The sequence below is a fragment of the Kitasatospora sp. NPDC093102 genome (genome assembly GCF_040683915.1).
GTDB lineage: Bacteria > Actinomycetota > Actinomycetes > Streptomycetales > Streptomycetaceae > Kitasatospora.
The window spans coordinates 37,748-59,305 of record NZ_JBFBFA010000041.1; the positions used below are offsets into that span (position 1 = coordinate 37,748).

General features: G+C 73.9%; 17 protein-coding genes. 3 read left to right on the top strand and 14 right to left on the bottom strand.

Annotation, left to right across the window (positions count from 1 at the left end; translation table 11 throughout):
- The first annotated feature begins 110 nt into the window (after positions 1-110).
- Positions 111-1,706: a sensor histidine kinase gene (locus AB0O11_RS32130; RefSeq protein ID WP_363394015.1), complete on the top strand. Its 1,596-nt coding sequence runs from the start codon at positions 111-113 to the stop codon at positions 1,704-1,706.
- The gene (locus tag AB0O11_RS32135; protein ID WP_363394017.1) at positions 1,706-2,392 is read left to right on the top strand and encodes a response regulator; all 687 of its coding nucleotides are present in this window, start codon (positions 1,706-1,708) and stop codon (positions 2,390-2,392) included. The genes AB0O11_RS32130 and AB0O11_RS32135 overlap by 1 nt, the downstream gene beginning before the upstream one ends.
- Before the next feature lie 80 nt (positions 2,393-2,472).
- On the opposite strand, the gene AB0O11_RS32140 is transcribed toward AB0O11_RS32135, so the two are convergent.
- The 6 genes from AB0O11_RS32140 to AB0O11_RS32165 all read right to left on the bottom strand — a co-directional run bounded on the left by AB0O11_RS32140 (position 2,473) and on the right by AB0O11_RS32165 (position 9,757).
- Positions 2,473-4,242 (bottom strand): cation acetate symporter, encoded by a 1,770-nt coding sequence (locus tag AB0O11_RS32140; RefSeq protein ID WP_363394019.1) that lies wholly within the window; start codon positions 4,240-4,242, stop codon positions 2,473-2,475.
- On the bottom strand, positions 4,239-4,670 hold the full coding sequence (locus tag AB0O11_RS32145; protein ID WP_363394022.1) for a DUF485 domain-containing protein: 432 nt from the start codon (positions 4,668-4,670) through the stop codon (positions 4,239-4,241). The genes AB0O11_RS32140 and AB0O11_RS32145 overlap by 4 nt, the downstream gene beginning before the upstream one ends.
- 320 nt (positions 4,671-4,990) lie before the next feature.
- Positions 4,991-5,686 (bottom strand): response regulator transcription factor, encoded by a 696-nt coding sequence (locus tag AB0O11_RS32150; RefSeq protein ID WP_363394025.1) that lies wholly within the window; start codon positions 5,684-5,686, stop codon positions 4,991-4,993.
- A 69-nt stretch (positions 5,687-5,755) separates the two neighbouring features.
- A complete protein-coding gene (locus AB0O11_RS32155) occupies positions 5,756-6,889 on the bottom strand; it encodes a histidine kinase (RefSeq protein ID WP_363394078.1) in 1,134 nt (377 codons plus the stop codon).
- A gap of 116 nt (positions 6,890-7,005) precedes the next feature.
- Complete coding sequence (locus tag AB0O11_RS32160; RefSeq protein ID WP_363394028.1) at positions 7,006-7,491, bottom strand: DUF1453 domain-containing protein; 486 nt, start codon at positions 7,489-7,491, stop codon at positions 7,006-7,008.
- A 154-nt stretch (positions 7,492-7,645) separates the two neighbouring features.
- Positions 7,646-9,757 (bottom strand): DNA topoisomerase IV subunit B, encoded by a 2,112-nt coding sequence (locus AB0O11_RS32165; protein ID WP_363394031.1) that lies wholly within the window; start codon positions 9,755-9,757, stop codon positions 7,646-7,648.
- A gap of 537 nt (positions 9,758-10,294) precedes the next feature.
- Between AB0O11_RS32165 and AB0O11_RS32170 the strand changes: the two genes are divergently transcribed.
- Positions 10,295-10,525, top strand: a complete 231-nt coding sequence (locus AB0O11_RS32170) for a hypothetical protein (RefSeq protein WP_224280335.1) — start codon at positions 10,295-10,297, stop codon at positions 10,523-10,525.
- 243 nt (positions 10,526-10,768) lie between these two features.
- Here the strand turns inward: AB0O11_RS32170 and AB0O11_RS32175 are convergent, their stop codons facing one another.
- The 8 genes from AB0O11_RS32175 to AB0O11_RS32210 all read right to left on the bottom strand — a co-directional run bounded on the left by AB0O11_RS32175 (position 10,769) and on the right by AB0O11_RS32210 (position 21,450).
- Positions 10,769-11,683 (bottom strand): serine protease, encoded by a 915-nt coding sequence (locus AB0O11_RS32175; RefSeq protein WP_363394035.1) that lies wholly within the window; start codon positions 11,681-11,683, stop codon positions 10,769-10,771.
- Positions 11,684-11,879: 196 nt separating this feature from the next.
- Positions 11,880-13,535 carry an RNA polymerase sigma factor gene (locus tag AB0O11_RS32180; protein WP_363394037.1) on the bottom strand — a complete coding sequence of 552 codons (1,656 nt, stop codon included), beginning with the start codon at positions 13,533-13,535 and terminating at the stop codon, positions 11,880-11,882.
- A 531-nt stretch (positions 13,536-14,066) separates the two neighbouring features.
- Positions 14,067-14,999: a FadR/GntR family transcriptional regulator gene (locus tag AB0O11_RS32185; protein WP_363394039.1), complete on the bottom strand. Its 933-nt coding sequence runs from the start codon at positions 14,997-14,999 to the stop codon at positions 14,067-14,069.
- A gap of 165 nt (positions 15,000-15,164) precedes the next feature.
- Positions 15,165-16,070, bottom strand: coding sequence for a hypothetical protein (locus AB0O11_RS32190; protein ID WP_363394042.1), 906 nt, complete (start codon positions 16,068-16,070; stop codon positions 15,165-15,167).
- A 3-nt stretch (positions 16,071-16,073) separates the two neighbouring features.
- Positions 16,074-17,639, bottom strand: a complete 1,566-nt coding sequence (locus AB0O11_RS32195; RefSeq protein ID WP_363394045.1) for an ATP-binding cassette domain-containing protein — start codon at positions 17,637-17,639, stop codon at positions 16,074-16,076.
- 267 nt (positions 17,640-17,906) lie between these two features.
- Positions 17,907-18,185 carry a hypothetical protein gene (locus AB0O11_RS32200; protein ID WP_363394048.1) on the bottom strand — a complete coding sequence of 93 codons (279 nt, stop codon included), beginning with the start codon at positions 18,183-18,185 and terminating at the stop codon, positions 17,907-17,909.
- A 188-nt stretch (positions 18,186-18,373) separates the two neighbouring features.
- Entirely contained in the window at positions 18,374-19,132 is a 759-nt protein-coding gene (locus AB0O11_RS32205) for an NUDIX domain-containing protein (protein ID WP_224283951.1), read from the bottom strand.
- A gap of 191 nt (positions 19,133-19,323) precedes the next feature.
- The gene (locus AB0O11_RS32210) at positions 19,324-21,450 is read right to left on the bottom strand and encodes a glycogen debranching N-terminal domain-containing protein (protein WP_363394081.1); all 2,127 of its coding nucleotides are present in this window, start codon (positions 21,448-21,450) and stop codon (positions 19,324-19,326) included.
- Positions 21,451-21,558: the final 108 nt, after the last annotated feature.

The following is a 21,558-nucleotide window of genomic DNA, read 5'->3' on the forward strand; positions in this document are numbered from 1 at the left end:
ACGCGGCTGACAGAAACACCCCGGAAACATAGGGTGTCCCGACCCCACCCGCAGGCGCCCCGACCGTCCCGGGACGCCCGATCCCCCGCAGCCGCCGAGAGGAGGCCCGGATGAAGCTCTCCCGTCGGCCCCGCCGGGTCTTCGCCCAGCTGCTGCTGAGCCAGACCGTCGTCACCGTCGGTGTCACCGCCGTGACCGCCGGGCTGTTCCTGGCCCCGGTCAGCAGCGAGCTGGACCACGACGCGATGCAGCGGGCGCTGTCGATCGCCCAGGCCACCGCCACCGACGAGAGCATCGCCCGGGCCGCCGCCGACCGCGACGTGGTGGCCGCGCAGCGCAACGCCGAGCAGATCCGGCTGGCCACCGGCGCCAGCTTCGTCGTGGTCACCGACCTGGACGGCATCCGGCTCTCCCACACCGACCCGGGCCGGATCGGCCAGCGGGTCAGCACCGACCCGGAGCCCGCGCTCAGCGGCCGCAGCGTCACCGCCATCCAGGAGGGCACCCTGGGCCGCACCGCCCGCGGCAAGGTGCCGCTGCGGATGGCGGACGGCCGGATCGTCGGCGAGGTCTCGGTCGGCATCAGCGACGACTCGATCCGCCGCCGGCTGCTGAAGATGCTCACCGGCATCCTGCTGTGCGCGGGCGCCGGACTGGCCGCCGGGACGCTCGCCACCCTCCTCATGGCCCGCCGCCTCAAGCGCCGCACCCACAACATCGCGCTGGCCGACATCTCGGCACTGCTGGTGGAACGCGAGGCGATGCTGCACGGCATCCGCGAGGGCATGGTGGCGCTGGACGAGCGCGGCCGGATCCGGCTGGCCAACGACGAGGCCCTCCGGCTGCTCGGCCTGCCCGAGGACTGCACCGGCCGCCCGATCGGCGCGGTGCTGCCGCCGGGCCGGCTGGCGGACGTGCTCGCCGGGCGGATCGCGGGCGCCGACCTGCCCGCCGTACGGGACGACCGGGTGCTGGTGGTGAACCGGATGGCCACGCCCGAGGGCGGCGCGGTGGTGACCCTGCGGGACCGCACCGAGCTGGAGTCGCTGGTCCGCGAACTGGACACCACCCGCAGCCTCACCGAGGCACTGCGGGCCCAGGACCACGAGCACGCCAACCGGATGCACACCCTGCTGGGCCTGCTGGAGCTGGGCCGTCACGAGCACGCGGTCGCGTTCATCTCGGAGCAGTCCGGCTCGCACGCCGTGGTCACCGCGCGGATCGCCGAGCAGGTGCAGGACCCGCACGTGGCGGCGCTGCTGGCGGGCAAGACCTCGGTGGCGGGAGAGCGCGGGGTCCGGCTGGCGCTGGCCCCGGCGGCGCACCTGCCGGACGCGGTGGTGGACGCCCGGGCGCTGGTGACGGTGCTCGGCAACCTGATCGACAACGCGGTGGACGCGCTGGCCGCGGGCGGCGGGGGCCGGGTGGAGGTGAGCCTGGCGGCGGCCGGCCCGACCCTGCTGCTACAGGTCACGGACAGCGGCCCGGGCGTGCCGGAGGAACTGCGCGAGCAGGTCTTCGAAGAGGGGTGGACCAGCAAGGACGCGCCCGCACACCGTCCGCGCGGACTGGGGCTGGCGATGGTGCGGCGGCTGGTCGAGCGGACCGGCGGCCGGATCGTGCTCGACACGGGGCCGCTCGGCGGCGCCCGGTTCACCGTCGAACTGCCCGAGGCCCTGCTCACCACTCAGCTCGCGGAGGCGTGATGATCGACGTACTCGTGGTGGACGACGACTTCCGGGTCGCGGACGTGCACGCCGCGTACGTGGCCAAGGTCCCGGGCTTCCGGGTGACCGGCACCGCGCACTCGGCCGGGGAGGCGCTGGCCGCCCTGGAGCGCCGCCCGGTGGACCTGCTGCTGCTCGACCACCACCTGCCCGACGAGACCGGCCTGGCCCTGGTGCGCCGGCTGCGGGAACGCCAGGTGGCCTGCGACGTGATGATGGTGACGGCCGCCCGGGACGTCTCGACGGTGCACGCCGCGATGCAGCACGGCGCGCTCCAGTACCTGGTCAAGCCGTTCACCTTCGCCGGGCTGCGGGAGAAGCTGGTGGCGTACGCGCAGCTGCGGCACGCGCTCGCCGCCCCGGCCCGGGAGGCCGGCCAGGACGAGGTGGACCGGCTGTTCGCGACCCTCCGCAGCGCCGCCGCCCCGGCCGGGACGCTCCCCAAGGGCCACTCGGCGCCCACCACCGACCTGGTGATGGGCGTACTGCGCCGGGCCGGCCGGCCGCTGTCCGCCCAGGAGGTCGCCGACGCCACCGGGCTGAGCCGCTCCACCGCGCAGCGCTACCTCAAGCAGCTGGAGCGGGACAGCCGGCTGCGGCTGACCCTGCGGTACGGCGACACCGGCCGCCCTGAGCACCGCTACGGACTGTCGGCCCGGGCGTAGCCGCGCGCCGCCGGCCGGTGGCCGGACATGGGGGAACCCCGGCGGCCCCAGGCCCGCCGGGGTTCCCCGGGCGCGACGGCTCAGGCCGCGCCCGCACCGGTGAGGGCACGCACCTCCAGCTCGGCGAACCGGTCCGGATCGGTGGGCTCGGCCGAGGTGACCGTCCCGACCCAACCCGCCAGGAAGCCGAGCGGGATGGAGACGATGCCCGGGTTCTCCAGCGGGAACCAGTGGAAGTCGAGGCCCGGGAAGAGCGCCTCGGCGGAACCGGACACCACCGGCGAGAAGAACACCAGCACGATCGCCGGGATCAGCCCGCCGTACACCGCCCAGACCGCGCCGCGGACGGTGAACCGCGACCAGAACAGGCTGTACAGCAGCACCGGCAGGTTGGAGGAGGCGGCGACGGCGAAGGCCAGGCCGACCAGGAAGGCGACGTTCAGGTGCTGGGCGAAGAGGCTGATCACGATCGCCGTCGCCCCGATCCCGGCGGCGGCGATCCGGGCGACCACCACCTCCTGCTGCTCGCTGACCTCGGACGTCGACTCCTCCGACCGGGAGGCCGGGACGGCCTCGCCCCGACGGCGCCGGCCGCGGCCCTGCTTCGTCTGCTCGCTCCCCGGCCGGGCGCGCCAGGCGCCGGCCCAGATGTCGTGGGCGAAGGCCGCCGAGGAGGCCAGGGTCAGCCCGGCGACCACGGCGAGGATGGTCGCGAAGGCGATCGCCGAGATCAGTGCGAACAGCACCACCCCGCCGGTGCTGCCGTTGCCGCCGCCGAGCATCAGGGCGAGCAGCGGAACGGCGGTGTTCCCGGCCGAGTTGGCGTGCCGCACCTCGGCCGAGCCGATCAGCGCGGTGGCGCCGAGGCCGAGCACGATGGCCATCAGGTAGAAGCTGCCGACCAGGCCGATCGCCCACATCGTGGAGCGGCGGGCGGCCCGCGCGGTGGGCACGGTGTAGAAGCGGGACAGGATGTGCGGCAGGCCGGCGGTGCCGAGCACCAGGCCGAGGCCGAGGCTGACGAAGTCCAGCCGGCTGGTGATGCTGCCGCCGTACTTGAGCCCGGGCTCCAGGTAGCGGTGCCCGGCACCGCTGTGCTGGGCGGCCTGGCGCATCAGCTCGCCGAGGTCCCCGTGGAAGCGGACCACCAGCAGCACGGTGAGCAGCACCGAACCGCCGGTCAGCAGGAAGGCCTTGATGATCTGGATCCAGGTGGTGGCCCGCATCCCGCCGATGGTGACGTAGACGATCATCAGGGCGCCGACCGCGATGATGGTCCAGGTACGGGCGTGCGGGCTGCCGGTGCCGAGCAGCAGGGCGACCAGCGAACCGGCGCCGACCATCTGGGCGACCAGGTAGAGCAGGGTGACCACGACGCTGGCGCCGCCGGCCGCGGCGCGCACCTTGCGGCGGCGCAGCCGCAGCGCGAGCACGTCGGCGAGGGTGTACCGGCCGGCGTTGCGGACGAGTTCGGCGACCAGCATCAGCACCACCAGCCAGGCGACCAGGAAGCCGATGCTGTAGAGCACGCCGTCGTATCCGTACAGCGCGATCAGCCCGGCGACGCCCAGGAAGGAGGCGGCGGAGAGGTAGTCGCCAGAGAGCGCGAAGCCGTTCTGCAGCGGGGTGAAGTCGCGGCCGCCGGCGAAGAAGTCCTCGGCGGCGTTGCCCTGGCGGCCGACCCAGAGGGTGACCCCGAGGGTGACCAGGACGACGACGGCGAACAGCGCGATGGCGAGCGAGTGGTGGTCGCCGGCGGGGGCGACGGGCGGCGGGGTGGCGGTCGTCACCACGGTCTGCACCGCGGCCTTCGCCACGTCGGTGGGCACGGTGAGCATCGAGGTCGTCATCGCAGTTGGTCCTGGGTGTCCCAGCGCAGACCCAGGGCGGCGCGGTCGCGCTTGGTCCGGGAGTTGCGGGCGTAGAGCCAGGTGAGCAGGAAGGTCGAGGCGAACTGCAGCAGCCCCAGCAGCCAGGCCACGTTGAGCGGACCGGCCACCGTCCTGCGCATCAGGTCGGGGGCACCGGCCTGGGCGGCGACGAACAGCAGGTACCAGGCGAGGAAGGCGCCGGTGATCGGGAAGACGAAGGTCCGGTAGCTGCGGCGGATCTGACGGAACGTCATGCTCGCCTGGACCGCCCGGTAGACCTCGGTGCGGTCGGCGACCGGCTCCTCGTCGAGTGGCACGCCCGGCTCGGCCGGGGCCTCGGGGTCGACTGGGGTGGTCTGCGCGAACGGCTCGACGGCGGCCCCGTGGACCGGTTCGCCGACGGCCACTGGCCCGACGACGGCCTCTGTCGACCGGTCCGTACGGGCGTGGTCCGTACGGACGGGGCCCGACTGCGCCGGTACCGCCGTTCGGCGGTGCGCAGCCGATGGCTCGGCGGACTCAACGGGGATGCCGGCGGCCGGAGCGGCCCACCAGTCGAATTGCTGTCCCGGACCGGGACTGCTCGTCTGCTGCTGTGGCACTGCTGCTCCTGGACGGCCGGATGTTCTGACCCGAACCATGATGGCGGCGCCAGAACAGCGCCCCTGACCATCGCAGATACGTTCACTCGATGAGGTGATCGATCATCCGACAGACACTCATCGGACTACTGCTGCGTCCCGGTGATTCCGTATCGGAAGGCGTACGCGACCGCCTGCGCCCGGTCCCGCACCGCGGTCTTGGCGAACAGATTGTTGATGTGGGTCTTCACGGTGGCCTGGCTGACGAACAGCCGTTGGGCGATCTCGGCGTTGGACAGCCCCTCGGCGATCAGCGCCAGCACCTCGGCCTCCCGGGCGGTCAGCCCGTCGGGCAGCTCCCCCGGCCGGGTGGCGGGCCGCTCGGCGGCCGGTCCGGATCGGCCGCTCTGCTCCGAAAGCCTTTCCAGCAAGCGGAGTTGGACCTGCGGGGAGAGCCCCGCAGCGCCCGAGCGGACGTCCGCGACGGCCCTGGCGATCTCCTCGGCACCAGCGTCCTTGGTGAGGTAGCCGCGCGCGCCGGCCTGGAGCGCCGGGAACAGCGAGTCGTCGTCGGCGTAGGTGGTGAGCACCACGACCTCGGTCTCCGGGTGCGCCGCGCGGATCCGCCTGGTCGCCTCGACGCCGTCGCAGCGCGGCATCCGCAGATCCATCAGCACCACGTCCGGGTGATGACGCTCCACCAGGGCGACGGCCTCCTCCCCGTCCCCCGCCGCGCCGACCACCTCGATGCCGGGCAGCAGCCCCAGCAGCATCACGATGCCCTCGCGCACCACCGTCTGGTCGTCCGCGACCAGCACCCTGGTCACCTCCGGACCGCTCATGCTCCCACCTCGCTGCGCTCACTCATGCGCCCACCTCGCCACGCTCGGCAGCCGCTTCGCGAAAATCACTCATGCCGGCACCCGCAGCAGCACGCGCCACCCTCCGTCCTCCGGGCCCGCCACCAGCGTGCCGCCGAGCAGTTCCGCGCGTTCGCGCATTCCCAGCAGACCGTACCCGCTGCCGCTGGCGGCCAGGGCCCCCGGCGACAGCTCACCTGCGGACTGACCGCGCGGCGGCCGAGTGTTGCGCACCTCCAGCTCCAACGCTCCGTCCAGGTAGCGCAGTTCGACGGAGCAGCGGGCACCGGCCGCGTGCTTGCGGATGTTGGTCACCGCCTCCTGTGCGGTGCGCCGCACCGCGAGGGCGGCCTCGGCGGCGAGCGGCCGGGGCGTTCCGACGACGGTGAGGGCGGCCCGCTCCCGCCCGGTCAGCTCGACCAGGAACTCCCCGACCGGGGTGAGCTCCCCGCGCAGCGCGGACAGCGCCTGCCGGGTCTCGGCCAGCCCGTCCTGCGCCATCCGCCGGGCGGCGACGACCCGTTCGCGGATCTGCTCGCGGTCCGTCCCCGCGTCCAGCATCAGCCGGGCCGCCTCCAGGTGGACGAGCTGCGCGGAGAGGCTGTGGGCGAGCACGTCGTGGATCTCCCGGGCGATCCTGGCCCGTTCGGCGAGCGCGGCGCTCTCCGCCTCGGCGGCCCGGGCCGCCCGCTCCTGGGCGAGCAGCCGGCGGGAGGTGGCGCGTGCCTCGACGTCCAGCCGCAGCAGGTAGCCGAGCAGGGTGATCCCGCCGACGGTGGCCGCGATGCTGAGCCGGCTCGACGTGGTGACCGCCGCGTACGAGGCCAGCGCGGCCGCCGCCGTGATCAGCCCGGGCACGAGCGGCATCCGGACCAGGGCCATCACCGCCAGGCCGTACCAGAGCACGTCGGCGAGCAGGGTCGCCTGGCCGGTGTCGGCCAGCCAGGCGGCGCCGAGCACCGCGCCGGCCAGCAGGTACGCGGGCAGCGGGCGCTGCTCCCGGGTGGCGCGCAGGAAGGCCGCGCAGAGCCCGACGGCGGCGGCCAGTCCGGCTGCCGCGGCCAACGCCGCCCAGCCGGCGAACCTGCCGGCGGCGAAGGTCCCCCAGACGACGGTGACCAGCAGCACGGTCCGGCCGAGCACGGTGAGGACCCGCCGCGGCCGGCTCTCGGCCTCGCGGTCCATCCCCTCGCGGGACGGCCAGCGGGTCCAGTACCACCCGGCCACGGGTGCCTCCTCGGTGTTCACGGCGGTGGGTCGGGACAGTGGGGCGGGGCGGTACGGCGGCGGATCCGTGCAGGTCAGTGCGGTACGGCGACGGACGGCGCGGGCTCCAGCTTCCCGGCCCTCCAGTTCACCACGAGCGAGCGGACCAGCAGCAGGACCGCCATGCCCAGCATCAGGGAGCTGCCGGACTGGTGGACGTGCAGCGCCGTGCCGATCCCGTACAGGCCGAGCCGGACGGCGATCATCCCGATCCAGGCGGCCACCGTGGCCTTGGTCCCCTTGGCCATGACCGAGCCGTCCGGGGACCGCCAGAGCCGTACCGTCCAGCCCCAGACCGAGCCCATCCCGAGCACCGCGACCAGCCCGGCGGCCAGCAGGGCCACCGACAGCGCGGTGTGCCGATGGTCGATGATCTGCGGGTCCCGCAGCGCGAGCGCACCCAGGACCAGCGGCAGCAGCCAGAAGCGGCGCTCGGTGTCCAGGCGCTGGGCCCGCATCTGGCGCTGGACCACCAGAACCACCACAACGGCGATCACGAGCAGGTTGGCGAGGGTGGTCATCGGACTTCTCCGTCCCGGCGAGGGGCTTGTTGCTGACCTCTCCGACGCTACGGACGCACCGCTTCCCGCTGATCGGAGCCGGGGTGGACCTCGGGTGGAACGGAAACGCCGCGTCCTCCACCCGTGGGTGGAGGACGCGGCGGACGGGAGTGCGTCAGGCGTCGATGCGCGAGCGGTCCAGGGTGGCCGCCGAGTCCACGATGAACTCCTTGCGCGGGGCGACGTCGTTGCCCATCAGCAGGTCGAAGATCTTCTCGGCCTGCTCCAGGTCGCCCAGGTTGATCCGGCGCAGCGTGCGGTGGCGCGGGTCCATCGTGGTCTCGGCCAGCTGGTCGGCGTCCATCTCGCCCAGACCCTTGTAGCGCTGCACCGGCTCCTTCCAGCGCATGTTCTTGCGCTGGAACTCCAGCAGGGTGGAGCGCAGTTCGGTGTCGGAGTAGGTGTAGTGGTACTTCTCCTGGCCGCGCTTGGGGTTGGTGAGCTCGATCCGGTGCAGCGGCGGCACGGCGGCGAAGACCCGGCCCTGCTCGACCATCGGCCGCATGTAGCGGTGGAAGAGGGTGAGCAGCAGGGTGCGGATGTGCGAGCCGTCGACGTCGGCGTCGGCCATGAAGATGACCCGGCCGTAGCGGGCCTGGTCGATGTCGAAGGTGCGGCCGGAGCCGGCCCCTATCACCTGGATGATCGCGGCGCACTCGGCGTTCTTGAGCATGTCGCTCACCGAGGCCTTCTGCACGTTCAGGATCTTGCCGCGGATCGGCAGCAGCGCCTGGAACTCGGAGTTGCGGGCGAGCTTGGCGGTGCCGAGCGCGGAGTCGCCCTCGACGATGAACAGTTCGCTGCGCTCGACGTCGTCGCTGCGGCAGTCGGCCAGCTTGGCGGGCAGCGAGCTGGTCTCCAGCGCGGTCTTGCGGCGCTGGGCCTCCTTGTGCTGCCGGGCGGCGACCCGGGTGCGGGCGGCCGCGACGACCTTCTCCAACACGGCCCGGGCCTGGAGCTTCTGGTCCTTCTTGGCCGAGGTGAGGAAGGCCTTGAGCTCCTTCGCGACGACGGCGGCGACGATCCGGTTGGCCGCCGAGGTGCCGAGCACCTCCTTGGTCTGGCCCTCGAACTGCGGCTCGGCGAGCCGGACGGTGACCACCGCGGTGAGTCCCTCGGTGGCGTCGTCCTTGGTGATGTCGTCCTCGGCGACGCGCAGCAGCTTGCTCGCGCGCAGCGCCTCGTTGACCGTCTTGGCCAGCGAGCGCTCGAAGCCGGTGACGTGGGTGCCGCCCTTGGGGGTGGCGATGATGTTGACGAAGGAGCGCAGGGTGGTGTCGTAGCCGGCGCCCCAGCGCAGCGCGATGTCCACGCCGAGGTGGCGGGTGACCTCGGTGGGGGTCATGTGGCCGAGGTCGTCCAGGACCGGCACGGTCTCCTTGAAGGTGCCCTCGCCGTGCAGCCGCAGCACGTCGCAGACCGGCTTGTCGGGGGCCAGGAACTCGCAGAACTCGGCGATGCCTCCGTCGTAGCGGAAGACCGACTCCTCGACCTGCTCGCTCTCGGTGAGACGCTCGTCACGCACCACGATGGTCAGGCCGGGGACCAGGAAGGCGGTCTGCCGGGCGCGGCTGTGCAGCGTCTCCAGGGAGAGCTTGGCGTCCTTGAGGAAGATCTGCCGGTCGGCCCAGTAGCGGATGCGGGTGCCGGTGCGGGCCTTGGGCACCTTGCGGGTCCTGGTCAGGCCGTTGCCCGGCTCGAAGGGCGCGTCCGGGCTGGTCTCGGTGAAGATGCCGGGGGTGCCGCGGCGGAAGCTGATCGCGTGGGTGTGCCCGCCGCGGTCGACCTCGACGTCGAGGCGGGCGGAGAGCGCGTTGACGACCGAGGCGCCGACGCCGTGCAGACCGCCGGAGGCCGCGTAGGAGCCGCCGCCGAACTTGCCGCCCGCGTGCAGCTTGGTCATCACGACCTCGACGCCGGACAGCCCGGTCTTGGGCTCGACGTCGACCGGGATGCCGCGCCCGTTGTCCCGGACCTCGACCGAGGAATCGGGGTGCAGCAGGACCTCGATGCGGTCGCAGTAGCCGCCCAGCGCCTCGTCGACGGAGTTGTCGATGATCTCCCAGAGGCAGTGCATCAGACCGCGGCTGTCGGTCGAGCCGATGTACATGCCGGGGCGCTTGCGGACCGCCTCCAGGCCCTCCAGGACGAGCAGGTGCCGCGCGGTGTAGTTGGAACCGTCGTCGCCGGCCAGCAGCGCGGACGGCACGGTCGTTTCGGCACTCACGCGGCACTCTCCTCGGTGAAGTTCTGTCTCATCGGTCACATCCGGACGCATCCGGACCAAACGCCAGTGCAGCACGCCGCACCGACATCCGTCGCCCTGCGTGCCCGAGCAGCTGCGCCGGGTGCGCAGCACGACGGGCCGGCCCTGCGCAGCTTGTACGCGCTACGCGAACAAGCACCGCACCGGGGTACGGGCCCGGAGGCGCCATCTCCTCCCGGTACCACCGGTCCTGGCGGATCGTGGGGCCCGGCGCAGGCTCCGGAACTGCCGTTATGCAGGCTACCGGGGCCCGGGACGGGGCTTATGCTCCAACCCGGCAGAGGATTATGCTACGCGGACCTCGCACCCGATCCCGATCGGGCGTTCGAGCGATGGGCGGATCCCGGGATTCGGCACGCATGAACCAGCGGCGCCCGGGGCACGTCCTCATCAACACAGCAGAATCCTCAGAGAAGAAAAGCCACGAGCGGGAACGTTTTCGGCCTGGTTGGATGTTGACCCTGGTACGACAGCTCGTCGAGCTAGAGAAGAGGCGACGTGACTACTGTTCTGACCCCTGCGAGCCCGCTCACCGCGGCTGACCGCTGCGACCGCTGCGGCGCCCAGGCCTACCTGCGCGTCGTACTCGCCAGCGGCGGAGAGCTGCTCTTCTGTGCCCACCACGGCCGGAAGTTCGAGCCCGAGCTCAAGAAGATCGCCGTGGAGATACAGGACGAGAGCGGCCGTCTCACCACGACCACGGCCACGGCCGCCGACGACGAGCGCTGATCCCGGGCGCCAAAACCAGCAGCCGGCGTCGAGCTGTGTCCGGTCGCACTGTGTGCGACCGGTGAGCCGGGCGGCTGGCCCCCTCGGGGGCCGGTCGCCCGGCTCTGCTGTACCCCCGGTCGCCCTCTCGGTCCGGGCCCGGCCGACGCATCCGACGCGACGTCAGAAACCTGCGTCAGCACGTGATCGGCTGCTCACCCACCGTGATTCCGGCAGCGCCGGGCACACCGCGTCCGCCGGCGTTCACAGCACCGAGCGCACCGCGTCCGTGACCGAGGACACCCTGGTGTAGACCCCCGGGTGGGCCGCCTCGGCACAGCCCGTCCCCCAGGACACCAGGCCGACCAGTCGGCCCCCGGCGATCATCGGGCCGCCGCTGTCGCCCTGGCAGGCGTCCTTGCCGCCCCTCTCATCGCCCGCGCAGACCATGCCCCGGGCGTCGAACTTGCCGTCCCGCCCGCCCGGATAGGCCTGCGCGCAGGTCCGGTCCGGCACGATCGACACGGCCACCCCGCGCAGCGTGGGCGAGTAGTCGCCCCGCCCGGTGGTGTCGCCCCAGCCGAACACCTGCGTCGTGGTCCCGGCCGCGTACGGCGCGGTCTCGCCCTGGCCGACCAGCTCGACCACCGGCCGGGCGCCCTGGGACTCGGCGAGGGTGAGCACCGCGACGTCGTTCATGTTGGCGGCGAAGGAGTAGTCGGGGTGGATCCAGACCGACCGCACCGCCACCTCGCGCCCGGCCGTGCCGCGCATGTCGTCCCGGCCGACGATCACCCTGAGACCCGACCGGTCCACCCGGCCCTTGGCCTCGTCGTAGAAGCAGTGCGCGGCCGTCACCACCTTGGTCGGGGTGACCAGCGCGCCCCCGCAGAACTGGCCGGAACGGGCGCTGCCGAACTGCTGGCGACTGGACAGCGCCACGATCCACGGGTGGTCCGCGGTGCTCACCGCGGTCCCGCCGACCACCCGGCGCTGCGCCTCGGCCGGCGCCGCGGTGCCGAAGGCGACCAGCGGTACGGGCACGGCGGCGAGCAGTGCCAGCACGGCGGCCCTGCGGCGGCGGCCCACCCGGACGGCGGCCGGATCGGCCGGGTCGGCGAGGCCCGCCGGGAACGGGGTGGTCGTCGGCAGGTCAGTGCGGTCCGGCTCGGTCGGCACCGTGACTCCAGGAGGCTCGGAAGCAGGCAACCGGCACAGCGTAGGTGACCGGCTACACGATGCGACCGCTTCCCGCCGTGCCGCCACCCGGACGAGGGACAACCACCACCCGGACGCTGACGCGCCCGGGCCCGGACAGCCGCGAAGGCCCGGAGCCGTGCGGCTCCGGGCCTTCGCGTGGAACGACTGCCGTCGATCAGTCCAGGTAGTCGCGCAGCACCTGGGAGCGCGACGGGTGGCGCAGCTTCGACATGGTCTTCGACTCGATCTGGCGGATGCGCTCACGGGTGACCCCGTACACCTTGCCGATCTCGTCCAGCGTCTTCGGCTGGCCGTCGGTCAGGCCGAAACGCATCGAGACCACGCCCGCCTCGCGCTCGGACAGGGTGTCCAGAACCGAGTGGAGCTGCTCCTGGAGCAGGGTGAAGGAGACCGCGTCGGCCGGGACGACCGCCTCGGAGTCCTCGATCAGGTCACCGAACTCGCTGTCGCCGTCCTCGCCCAGCGGGGTGTGCAGCGAGATCGGCTCACGGCCGTACTTCTGGACCTCGATGACCTTCTCGGGGGTCATGTCGAGCTCCTTGGCCAGCTCCTCCGGGGTGGGCTCGCGGCCCAGGTCCTGGAGCATCTGGCGCTGGACGCGGGCCAGCTTGTTGATGACCTCGACCATGTGCACCGGGATGCGGATGGTGCGGGCCTGGTCGGCCATGGCGCGGGTGATCGCCTGACGGATCCACCAGGTGGCGTAGGTCGAGAACTTGTAGCCCTTGGTGTAGTCGAACTTCTCGACCGCACGGATCAGACCGAGGTTGCCCTCCTGGATCAGGTCCAGGAAGAGCATGCCGCGACCCGTGTAGCGCTTGGCCAGCGAGACCACCAGACGGAGGTTGGCCTCCAGCAGGTGGTTCTTGGCCCGGCGGCCGTCCTCGGCGATGATCTCCAGCTCGCGCTTGAGCTTCGGGGCGAGCTTGTCGGCGGCCGAGAGCTTGTCCTCGGCGAACAGGCCGGCCTCGATGCGCTTGGCGAGCTCGACCTCCTGCTCGGCGTTGAGCAGCGGGACCTTGCCGATCTGCTTCAGGTAGTCCTTGACCGGGTCGGCGGTGGCACCGGCGACGGCCACCTGCTGGGCCGGCGCGTCGTCCTCGTCGTCGTCGGAGAGGACGAAGCCCTCCGACTCCTCCTCCGGGCCGGTGCCCTCGGCCTCGGCCTTGTCGCCGGGCAGCGCGACGTCCTCGAGCAGCTCCTCCTCGCCGAGCAGCTCCTCGTCGCCGCCCTTGGCGGTCTTGCCGGCGGTGGTCTTCTTGGCGGCGGCCTTCTTGGCCGGCGCCGCGGTCTTCTTGGCCGCGGCCTTCTTGGCCGGGGCGGCCTTCTTCGCGGGAGCCGCCTTCAGCTCGGAGACGACGGTGGTCGTCTCCTCGCCGGTGATCTCGGCGGAGACGGTGGGAGCCGGGGCCGCAGCGGCCGCGACGGCCGGGGCCGCGACGGGGGCGCCGGGGGCGATCCGCACCGGCGGCTTGGTCGGGGCCGACGGGGCGGCCGGGGTCCGGGTGGTGACAGCCTTGGTGGCGGTGCGCTTGGTGGGGCTCTTGGCAGCAACGCTCTTGCGCTTGGCGCCGGCCGGTTCGGCCGCGCTGACCATGAGGTCCACCCCCTCCTCAATCAGCACCTGATTGAGGCTGCGCATGACGTTCTTCCACTTGGTGACCGGGATCTGGTCCGCCTCGAACGCCTGGCGCACGTCGTCACCGGCGATCTGCCCCTGGGCCTTGCCCCGCTCGATGAGCGCCAGCAGAGCCGCGGACTCGGCGATCTCGGGGGGAAGCGAACGGGATGTGCTGGCCGACACGAACAACCTCTCGGACGATGAGTGGACTCGAACCCGTACCGGCCGCCCGAGCGGGCGGGGAAGGAGATCGCGCGTCGGACGCGCGGTGTCGATTCCGACCGACTCGGGCTTGAGGACTGGGTTTGCAGGACGGCAGCAGCGCCGCGGACCAACACAGCATTCTGACATGTTGGAGTATTCCGGAGCTGCTTCCGCTCAGGACACATCGCTGCTACTCGTCAAGTGTTACGCATGGCCTTCGTGTCGCGGGTCACACCACCCGGCGTCCGCAACCCGGGGCCGCTTCCATCATCGCGCACTCTCGGAACGAATCATTGTCATGGACAAGCCCTGAAATGGTTCCGCCTTCACCGGTTCGCATTCCGGGGGCGGCTGCCCGATCCGGGGCCGGCCGCCTTTCGGGGTCCCACCACCCCTTCCGGGCCCGGCGGGCGACGGCATGCGAAGGCCCTCCGGCGGCGCCGCGCGGTGCGACCGGAGGGCCCTGGCGGAGCGGACCGCCGCCGTCCGGCGCCTCCGCTCGTGGAAACAGCCCGTTCAGTGCTCCCTGGGCGCGGGGACGGACGGCTCGATCTCGGGATGGACGGTGAGCAGCGCCCGCATCGCGGCCTCGCCCGCGGTGCCGTCGCCGGCGCCCAGCGCGTCCACCAACCGGGCGTGCAGGCCGACCGAGGACTCGGAGGGCCGCTCGCAGGAGATCGCCGGACCACCCGAGACCTGCAGGGCGCAGGCGACGATCCCGGACAGGTGCTCCAGCATCCGGTTGCCGGCCATCTGGAGGACCAGGCCGTGCAGTTCGGCGTCGGCCCGGGTGTAGGTGGAGAGGTCGGCCTGGGAGGCGGCGTGGCCCATGATCTCGACCAGCTCGACCAGGCGCTGCTGGACGTCCTCCCGGCCGTGACCGGCGGCGAGCCGGGCGGCCAGCGGCTCGATCGCCCAGCGGAGCTCGGACAGCTCCCGGCGCTGCTCGTCCCGCTGCGGACCGAAGGCGCGCCACTCGATGATGTCCGGGTCCAGCAGGTTCCAGTCACCGACCGGGCGGACCCGGGTGCCGACGTTCGGCCGGGCACTGACCAGGCCCTTGGCCTCCAGCACACGCAGGGACTCGCGGACGACGGTCCGGGAGACCTCGAACCGCTGGCCGATCTCCTCGGGCACCAGCGGGCGGTCGGCACCGAGGTCGCCGGAGACGATCATCTGGCCGAGCTGCTGGACCAGCTGGCCGTGCAGTCCGCGGCCGCGGCTGCTGGTGGTCTTGCGGCCGACCCGGGCGATGTCGGACTCGGCGCCCTCCCAGCGGGGCGCCGGCGGGGTCGGCCGGTCGGCGTACGAGAAGCGGTCCAGGTCGCCGGGGCCGTGGATGGGCCCTTCGGCGGAACGGGCGGGGGTCATGGTGGGGTGCGCAAGGGTACTCACGCCTCCTTTGTCGGCGATCGGCTGGCGCGGCTTGAGAATTCTCGTGAAAAGCACACGAAAGGGTGATCGACCGTGACTGGATAATTGACTTCTTATCAGGAAGAAACGTGCATTACGGTCACTGCTGGTCGATCTTGGTAGTCCCGGGCAGGACCGTGCTCGAGGAGCAGTCGCGAGGCCCTGGCGGGCCCCGCCCGGGCGGCTCCGCTCGATGTGGCGCTACAGGGCGCGACGGCGGGCCTGGGCCAGCAGGGAGGCGAACAGCAGGACCGCCGCAGGCGTCGCGACCGCGGCGAGCAGCGCCGGATCGGTCAGCGTCACACTCCCCTCCGCCGCCTCGTCGAGACCGCCGTACACCCAGCCGTAGGCCCACTCGATCCCGGACTGGAACGGCAGCAGTTCGGCCGCCTGGGTCGGCCACGGCCTGCCGGTGTGGCCCAGCAGCAGGGCGACGCCGGACTCCAGCAGCGTCGGCAGCGCGCAGACCAGCAGCGCCCCGGACCCGGCGCCGCGGGTCAGCGAGGCGGTCAGCACCCCGGTCCAGCCCGCCAGCACGGTGATCAGGACGAAGGCCAGCAGCGCGGCGGGCACCCCGTGGCCGGCCGCCAGCCCCAGCGGGGCGAACACAGCAGGCAGGTCGGACAGCCCGGACATCCCGGCGCCGGTCAGCACCTCGGCCACCCGGTCCGACAGCTCGGCCGGGTCCGCCCAGGCCGACACCGTGACGCCGTCCGGCAGTGCGAGGTGCGCGACCACCGTGTCGAGCAGCAGGGTGGCCAGCGCCAGCAGCCCCGCCGTCGGGCCGATCACCAGCAGCTTGGCCAGCAGCAACCGCACCCGGCGCGGGTACGACACCTGCGAGGCCGGCAGCCCCGGGTGGCGCACCTCGTGGCCGTACGAGAGCGCGCCCAGCAGCCCGGCGCCGAGCGCGGCGAAGGGCAACGGGGTCAGCGGGAGGGCGGCGGTCAGCAGCCGCACTCCGGCCGGGGCCGCCAGGGGGCCGTCCGGGGCCTGGCTCGCCAGGACGGCGGCCACGACGGCGTCGCCGAGCAGCACGGTGGCGAGCAGCAACCAGGTGGAACGCAGGCCGCGCAGGCGGCGCAGCTCGTAGGCCAGGACACGCACGGTTCACTCGCTCCGGTGGTCGTCGGGGGTGGCGGGGGCTGCGGGAGTGGCAGGGGTCCGGGCGTCCGAGGGCCCGGCGGCGGTCGCGCCCGAGTCGGGGCGGCGGAGGCGGACGGTGTCGTCGGTGAGCAGGTCGTCGGCGTTCACCCGGCGGCCGGGGGGCCGGACCCGGGCGGGCGCCTGCGGGGAAGCCGGGGCCGGGTCGTCGCGGAAGAGCCGGTCGACCGTCACGGCGGGGGCGGGTTCGGCGATGGAGCCGGACCGGGTCGCCACGGTCGGCTCGGGGCGGAGGCCGGCGGGCTCGGGGCGGAGGCCGGCCGAGCCGAGAACGGGGAGCGCGGCGGCGGGGAGTGCCGCAGCGACGGCCACGGCGGGCAGGGCGCGGGTGGGCAGGGAGCCGTCCTCCCGGGGTCGGCGGCCGGAGCTGCTCTTCGGAGCGGCGGTGGCCTCGGTGCCGGTTTCGGCAGCGGAGGCGGCGGCTTCGGTGACGGAGGGGGAAGCCGGGGTCGTCGCGGGCTCGACCGGGCGCGTCACGGCTTCGGCCGGGGCGGGCACGGCGGCCGTTCCGGGGACCCGCCCGACCGCCGGCTGCCGGGTCGGTTCCTGGTCCGCGTCCACGCCCGGATCGGCCTCGGGTCCCGGGTCGAGGCGGAGGTGGCCGGAGCGACCCGAGCCGGCCGACACGACGACCCGCGGCGCCGGCTGTTCGACCACCCGGTCGGCCAGCTCGTGCAGCAGGATCCCGTGGCGGTAGGCGAGTTCGCCGATCTCGGTGCGGTCGATGCCGGCCACCGCGAGACCCACGCTGCCGTCCCGGCGGACGTCCGCGCCCTGCTTGACCAGCAGGTCCGCCAGCCGCGCCATCTGCGGCCCCCGGACGGCCACTTCGGGGCTGAGCCTGGTCTGCCGGAACTCCGCGACCGGCTGGTCGGCCACCAGGCGGCCGCGGTCCAGGGTGACCACCCGGTCCGCGAGCTGGGAGGCCTCCTGCGGGGTACGAGTGGTCACCAGGACCGTTCCGCCGGCGGCGCCGAAGGAGCGCAGGAAGGAGTGGAACCACTCGACGTTGCGCGGCGACAGGCCGTCGGCGGGCTCGTCCAGCAGCAGCGCACCGGGGTCGCCGAGCAGGGCTGCGGCCAGGGCCAGGCGGCGGTGCATGCCGGGCGAGAAGGTGCGCAGCCGTTGCCCGGCGACGGCGGCCAGCCGGGTCTGCTCCAGCAGTTCGTCGGCCCGCCGGGCCGGAACGCCGACGGCCGCGGCGAGCATCCGCAGGTGGCTGCGCGCCTTGCGGCCCGGGTGTCCGGCCACCGCGGCATCCCCGGGGCCGGGCAGCAGCACCCCGACCTCGCGCTCGGGGTGGCGCAGCCGGCGGTAGGGGCGGCCGTCGAAGAGCGTGACGCCCTGGCCGCGTTCGAGCTCGAGCATCAGCCGCAGCGCGGTGGACTTGCCCGCCCCCTCGGCGCCGAGCAGCGCGGTCACCGTGCCGGGCCGGGCGTCGAAGGTCAGATCGAGCACCGCGGGCGGAACGCCCTTGCGATAGACCTTGGTCAGTCCGGTGATCTGGATCATCGCTGGCTGCTCCCATGCCCTCGGCCCACCCGCTCGACGCGGAGCGCCCCTGACGGCGGGCATGCACCCGCGCGGCTCCGCGCCAGCACATTAGGGGGCGGCAACGGCTATTCCGGGCATTACGGGAACGGCACGGGCCCGCCGACGGCCCGCCTCACCCGATCAGGGGACAATCCGATCCTGCGATTCACGGGCGGCCGGTCCGTCCCGAGGGCTGCGGCAGCTTCGGCCGGGCGGAGCGCCGCGCTCGGCGAAGGGGCGCGGCTCCTACCGAGGGGGCCAAGGCGGGGGCGGGAGCTGCTCGCCGCCGCACACCGCGTGGAACTCGTCGACGGCGGCCTGGCCCTCGACCACGATCTCGCCCAGTCGCTCCCGCTCGGCGGCCAGCCGTTCCTGCACCGCGGCGATCGCCTCGGGCGCCGCCTGCTCGGCCTGCATCGCGGCCAGTTCCTTCTCCGTGTCGGTGGTGGTCTCGTCGAGGCTCCGGTAGTCCGCCACCAGCCCCTCGATGAGGGCTCGCTGGTTGGCGCAGTCCTTGATGGCCATCGCGGGGCTCCCTGGGCCGGAAGGCCTCCGGCCGGCGGCCAGAGCGTCCACCGACACTCTGCGCCGCCGTCCCCGGGTCCGCAGCCAGGCCAGGCCATTCGACTGCCCGGGGCCACGCCGTGGCGGGACGGATCCGGGTCGGGATCCGGATCCGGATCCGGGCGGGCCGGGCACGGGACCGGCGGGGCTCAGGACTCCGGGCGGAGCATGGGCGGGTTGAGAACGGTCGCCCCGCCGGCAGTGAACAGCTGGGCCGGGCGTCCGCCCTGACGGGTCGTCGTGCCGCCCGAGGGCAGCAGGAAGCCGGGGGTGCCGGTGACCTTGCGGTGGAAGTTCCGCGGGTCCAGTGCCACGCCCCAGACCGCCTCGTAGACCCGGCGCAGCTCGCCGACGGTGAACTCGGTCGGGCAGAAGGCGGTGGCGAGGGAGGAGTACTCGATCTTGGAGCGGGCGCGCTCCACGCCGTCGGCGAGGATCAGGCCGTGGTCGAAGGCGAGCGGAACGCCGTCGGCCGGGTTCTCACCGAGGAGTTCACCGACCGGGGCCCAGCGGGCGCTGCTGGCGTCGCCGCCGGCCCGGGGCGTCGGCAGGTCGGGGGCGAGCACCAGGTAGGCGACGCTGACCACGCGCATCCGGGGGTCTCGCTGCGGGTGGCCGTAGGTGGCGAGCTGCTCCAGGTGGGCACCGGCCGCGCCGGGGCCGACGGCATCGTGGCCGGGGGCGGTGTGGGCGCGCAGACCGGTTTCCTCGGCCAGTTCGCGGGAGGCGGCCTCGGCCAGTCCCTCGTCGGGGCGGACGAAGCCGCCGGGCAGCGCCCAGTACCCCTGGAACGGTGGCTCGCCTCGTCTGACCAGCAGGGCGCAGAGCGAGTGGTCGCGCACCGTCAGCACCACCAGGTCAACCGTGACAGCGAACGGCGGGAAGGCCGACGGATCGTAACGCGACATGGCGACGATCATAGTCGTCTCTCTGACGATAAGCACAGGCCCGTGCGTGGGCCGCGCGGGGTCGGTCCATCCGCCCGGCCCGGCGCGGCTCGTGTGCGGCCTGCGCAGGCCGGACACGAGCCGGACGCGGCATCGGTGACCGGCGTCACCGGCGCCACCGGCGTCAGGGGCACGGGCGCGTGGCGGCCGGCTCAGCGGGCGACGAGTTGCAGGTCCGCGGACGCCTCCTCCACCATCGCCACGCCGATCCGGCTCACCCGGACGGAGAAGGGCTCGCCCGCCACCCGCAGACCGGTCAGCTCCAGCTCGCCGAGCGGTGCGGTGCTGGCCGGGCGGACCAGCACCCGGCGGCCCGGAACGTCGGGCCGGACCCCGGCGAGGGCGAACACCGCGTGCACGGCGCCGGCCGCGGAGACCGCCGCCGGGCGGCAGGCGGCCGGGTGCGGCACCGGCGGACAGCCGGGGGTGTGCTGCTCCCCCGAGTACATCTCCGGCAGCCGTCCCTCGAAGTGGGCGCTCGCGGCGAGCAGGCCCTCCAGCAGGGTGCCGGCCTCGTTCTCGTGACCGGCCCCGGCCAGTCCGGCGACCGCCAGCGCCGTCTCGTGGACCCGCACCGCGCCGCCTCGGTGGCCCAGCGGGTTGAAGCGGGGGGACTTGGCGCTCAGGGTGCGCAGGCCCCAGCCGCTGTCCAGCTCCGGCGCGACCAGGCGCTGGGCGAGCAGCCGGGTCTGCTCGCGGTCCAGCAGGCTCTCGTGCCGGCCGCCGTCGACGGCGAGCCCGGTGTCCAGCAGGTGCACCAGGCAGGAGGCGACGGCGGGCAGCGGCTGTCCGCCCGGGGCCAGCCCTGCCGCGGGGCGGCCGCCGGACAGGTCGTCGACCCAGAACCGCTCGCGGAAGCGCCCGCGCAGCGCGGCCGCCCAGTCGCGCCAGTCCTCGGCGCCCGGTCGACCGAAGGCCTCCAGCAGCTCGGCCCCGTGCAGGGCGGCACGGTGGGCCTGCGCCTGGACCTCCGCGCGGACGGCGACCGGGTGGGCAGAGCGCTCCTCGGGCGGGCGGCTCAGGTCGGTGACGAAGCCGTCGACCAGACCCTCGCGCAGGGCCGCCAGGGCCCGCTCGGCGGCCGGGAGCAGCTCGGCGACCTCCGCCGGGGGCAGGCCCCAGCGCCAGGCCTCGGCCAACACGGTGACGAACAGCAGTGTGGCCTCGGTGGCGGTGCAGGTGGGCGGCAGCTCGGGACCGCCGTGGCGCAGGGCGCCGGGCAGCAGCCCCTCGGTGCGGCCCGGGGCGGGGGCGAGCAGCTGACGGCGGGCCAGCGCCCGGAGGGTGCCGGCCGCCAGCCGGGTGCCGAGCGGCAGGGTCAGCCGGGCGGCCCAGAGCGCGTCGGCCGGGGCGAGGCCGAAGCGCCAGGGTGCTCCGGAGGCCGGGTAGAGGTCGGTCGGGCGGTCCGGGTCGGCGAGCAGCAGCCCGCCGAGGGCGTCCAGCGAGCGGGAGACCAGCAGGGCGGCCCGGGCGTCGTCGCTGCGGACCTCCGGCTCGGACCAGGGCAGCGGGACACCGGTGCCGCGGCCGCCCGGCGGGCGCGGGCCGCCGGCGGCACTCTCCAGCTCGGTGTGCAGCTCGACCGACCAGCGGGCGCCGGGCTGGACCTCCAGGTCCCAGCGGAGCACGCCGGCGCCGGCCAGGACGGCGTGCGGGGAGGGCTTGGCGCTGACCACGGCGCTGTGTGCCGGGCCCGTCCAGCGCAGCCCGGCGGACTGCACCTGGCCCGGCAGGTCGGGCTGGCGGTGCCCGACGGCGATCTCGGCGACCGGGCCGAGGTCGGTGCCGAGGGCTATCTCCAGCGGCAGCCGGGCGAGCCGCGGACCGGTGTTGCGCACGACCACCGTCTCCACGCCGTCCGCGTGGCGCAGCCGCTCGACGGTGAGCGCAGGGTCCGGGTCGAGGTCGCCGGGGAGGCGGACGGCACCGAGGAAGCGGGCCTGGGCAGTGCTGGTGAGGGTGCCCTGGAGCGGCAGCGGCTCCATGCCGCCCAGCCGCAGCTCCATCCGGGCGAGCACCCGGACGCCGTTGCGGTAGAAGCCGTGCAGGCCGTGGCCGCGCAGCTGGCCGTCGGGGCCGGAGGCGGCCATCGCCGGGGCGTTGACGCAGATCACCGCATGGTGGACGGCGGGCGGCTGCGGGCGCGGCGGGACCGTGGGCCGGCCGGGGCCGGCCGGTGCGCCCGCGGGCCCGGCCGTCGGGACCTGGTCGGGTCGGCCCACCGCCCTGGGCGGCGCGCCGACCACGCTCTCGGCCGGCATGGCCTGTGGTGGCCTCATGGCGGTCACCGGACTCTCCTCCCCTCGGCGGTCCGGTGGCCTGGTCAGGCCGGTGGGCCGCGAGCGTGCTCGATCGCGTGCTGATGATGCCGGGCCGACGGGGCCGTC